We start from the raw sequence: 3,202 nt of genomic DNA on the forward strand, positions 1-3,202 counted from the left end.
GGCCAAGATCGGCCAGGCCCTCGCGGCTTTCCCAAGCTGCGCCGGCAAAAACCTGAACGTGAACGACGTCACCGCCGCCGAAGCGCTGATCGAGGCCATCGTCAAGGAGCACGGCGGCCTGCAGGTGCTGGTCAACAACGCCGGCATCACGCGCGACATGCTCGCGATGCGCCTCAAGGACGACGACTGGGATGCGGTGCTGGACACCAATCTCAAGGCTGTGTTCCGCATGAGCCGCGCGGTGATGCGCACCATGATGAAGCAGCGCTACGGCCGCATCATCAGCATCACCTCGGTGGTTGGCGCCTCGGGTAATGCAGGCCAGTCCAATTACGCGGCCGCCAAGGCCGGCGTGGCCGGCATGACGCGCGCGCTGGCGCGCGAACTCGGTTCGCGCAACATCACCGTCAATTGCGTGGCGCCCGGCTTTATCGAGACCGACATGACGGCCGGCCTGCCCGAAGAGCAGCAAAAAGCGCTGCTGGGGCAGATTCCGCTGGGCCATCTCGGCAAGCCGCAAGACATTGCGCACGCTGTGGCTTTTGTGGCCAGCCCGCAGGCGGCTTACATTACCGGCCAGGAGATTCACGTCAACGGCGGCATGTATATGTAGCCCTTGGGGCCGTCAACCTGGGGTTTCATGAAAACCGCGGGTTGACAGTGGTAAAACACGGGAAATCGAAGCTGGTTTTTATCCGTCCGGCGCGGTGCTTAGGGAAACGACTCTAACGCGGTAAAATCACGGATTAATTTACAACCCTCAGAGGGAACTATGAGCGATATCGAAGCACGTGTTAAGAAAATCATTGCCGAACAACTCGGCGTGGAAGAAGGCCAGGTCACCAATGAAAAAGCCTTTGTGGCCGATCTGGGCGCAGACTCCCTTGACACCGTAGAACTGGTTATGGCTCTGGAAGACGAGTTCGGCATTGAGATTCCCGACGAAGACGCCGAGAAGATCACCACCGTCCAGAACGCGATTGACTACGCGAACACCCATCAAAAGGCCTGAGGCCGCAGGTTTTCGCCTGTGACTCTGCCGTCATCAAGCCTGAAAAGCCACAGGGCCTTTTCAGGTTCTTTTCAGGATTTCTGAATGAGCCGTCGTCGTGTCGTCGTGACAGGTCTGGGTTGCGTCAGCCCGGTAGGTAATACCGTGGCCGAGTCCTGGGCCAATCTTCTTGCCGGCAATCCCGGCATTGACCTTGTCACCGGGTTTGATGCCAGCAATCTCGCCTGCAAATTCGCCGGCGAAGTCAAGGGTTTCAACATCGCGGATTACATCCCCGAAAAAGAAGCCCGGCACATGGACCGCTTCATCCACCTGGGACTGGCCGCGGCCTTCCAGGCAGTGGCCGACAGCGGTTTGCCCACCGGTGAGGCGCTGGGCGACGAACTGGCCACGCGCATCGGCTGCAATATCGGCTCTGGCATTGGCGGTCTGCCCATGATCGAGCAGATGCACACCGAGCTGGTCAATCGCGGCCCGCGCCGGATTTCACCGTTTTTTGTGCCTGCCTCGATCATCAACATGATCTCCGGGCATGTGTCCATCAAATTCGGCTTCAAGGGCCCCAACATCGCGGTCGTCACGGCCTGCACCACCGGCCTGCATGCTATCGGCCTGTCGGCCCGCATGATCGAGTACGGCGATTGCGACGTGATGGTGGCCGGCGGTGCGGAGTCCTGCGTGTCTCCCCTGGGCATAGGCGGCTTCGCGGCCGCCCGCGCCCTGTCCACCCGCAACGAAGACCCGAAAACAGCCTCGCGCCCCTGGGACAAAGACCGTGATGGTTTTGTGCTGGGCGAGGGCGGCGGCGTGCTGGTGCTCGAAGAGTACGAACACGCCAAGGCGCGCGGCGCAAAAATTTACGCCGAGCTGACCGGCTTCGGCATGAGCGCCGACGCGTACCACATGACCGCCCCCGACGTCGACGGCCCGCGCCGCTCGATGGTGATGGCCTTGAAGAACGCCGGTGTCAACGCCGATGAGGTCCAGTACCTCAATGCGCATGGCACGTCCACGCCACTGGGTGACCTGAACGAAACCAATGCCATCAAAGCGGCGTTCGGCGGCCACGCCAAGGACCTGGTGGTCAGCTCTACCAAGTCCATGACCGGCCACCTGCTGGGTGGGGCGGGCGGCATCGAATCGGTGTTTACCGTGCTCTCGCTTTATCACCAGAAGATCCCGCCGACCATCAACATCTTCAACCAGGATCCCGAGTGCGACCTTGACTACTGCGCCAACACCGCGCGTGACGCCAAGATCGAGCTCGCCGTCAAAAACAACTTCGGTTTTGGCGGTACCAACGGCACGCTGGTTTTCAAGCGCGCCTGATTTTTCCCGCATGCATCGCAAGCCAAACCCTTGACCACACACAACGCCCCTCCGGTTGTTTATCCGTTGGGGCGTTCGCGTTTCCTGGGCGCGCTTTTGCTGTGCCTGTGGCTTTGCGGCCTGTTCCTGACACTGGCCTGGTTTCTCCAGGGTGGCAGGCCACTCGATTGGCGTATCGCGCTGGCGCTTGTTTTTGTGCTTGGCGCCGGCGCCGCGGCCTATACCGGCTGGCGCAACGCTCCGGCGGGCCAACTCGCCTGGGACGGCGAGGTCTGGCGCTGGGAAAGTCCGGGCTACCAGGCCGGCGTCGCCGAGTACGGGCTGTCGGTGCTGGCTGATTTCCAGCATGCCATGCTGCTGCGGCTCGAAAACCAGGCCCATGCCTGTTTGTGGCTCTGGATGGAGCGGCGCAGCATGCCCGAGCGCTGGCTGGACTTGCGCCGGGCGGCTTTTTCGCCGCACAAGGCGGCCGCTGTGCCTTGGCAGCACGATTCACTGCGGATGGATGGGGCACCGGCTGTGGCAGTATCGGGGGCTATGCACTCCATTGACGGCACGCCAAACCTTCCATGAGCGCTGACCTGCCACCATTGCCGGCGGAGCAAGCCATCGACAGCGACGCCATGCTGGTCGAGCGCACCGTCGCGGGTGACCAGAAAGCCTATGAGCTCCTGGTCATCAAATACCAGCGGCGCATCCAGCGCCTGATAGGCCGCATGGTTCGCGACGTGGACCTGGTGGAAGACATCGCCCAGGAGACGTTTATCCGGGCCTACCGGGCCCTGGCGCAATTCAGGGGTGAGGCCCAGTTTTACACCTGGCTGTACCGGATCGCCGTGAATACCGCGAAAAAAGCCCTGA

The 3,202-nt window shown here is 61.8% G+C and carries 5 protein-coding genes; all 5 read left to right on the forward strand.

The features are described from left to right. The coding region (gene fabG / locus AC1D0P_RS23680; RefSeq protein ID WP_477678978.1) for a 3-oxoacyl-ACP reductase FabG at nucleotides 1-613 on the forward strand (613 nt) is incomplete at its 5' end. A 159-nt stretch (nucleotides 614-772) separates the two neighbouring features. After that, nucleotides 773-1,012 carry an acyl carrier protein gene (gene acpP / locus AC1D0P_RS23685; RefSeq protein WP_007873885.1) on the forward strand — a complete coding sequence of 80 codons (240 nt, stop codon included), beginning with the start codon at nucleotides 773-775 and terminating at the stop codon, nucleotides 1,010-1,012. Nucleotides 1,013-1,096: 84 nt separating this feature from the next. After that, nucleotides 1,097-2,341, forward strand: a complete 1,245-nt coding sequence (gene fabF, locus AC1D0P_RS23690; protein WP_477678979.1) for a beta-ketoacyl-ACP synthase II — start codon at nucleotides 1,097-1,099, stop codon at nucleotides 2,339-2,341. 30 nt (nucleotides 2,342-2,371) lie between these two features. Next, nucleotides 2,372-2,914: a hypothetical protein gene (locus tag AC1D0P_RS23695; protein WP_477678980.1), complete on the forward strand. Its 543-nt coding sequence runs from the start codon at nucleotides 2,372-2,374 to the stop codon at nucleotides 2,912-2,914. Then, a partial coding sequence (locus tag AC1D0P_RS23700; protein WP_477678981.1) for a sigma factor occupies nucleotides 2,911-3,202 on the forward strand: 292 nt, incomplete at its 3' end. The genes AC1D0P_RS23695 and AC1D0P_RS23700, both read left to right, overlap by 4 nt.

This window comes from Polaromonas sp. P1_G2 (assembly GCF_056405515.1).

Bases quoted from the DNA above. Each gene is read 5' to 3' on its own strand.
- acpP (WP_007873885.1), top strand. From the start codon at position 773: ATGAGCGATATCGAAGCACGTGTTAAGAAAATCATTGCCGAACAACTC.
- fabF (WP_477678979.1), top strand. From the start codon at position 1,097: ATGAGCCGTCGTCGTGTCGTCGTGACAGGTCTGGGTTGCGTCAGCCCG.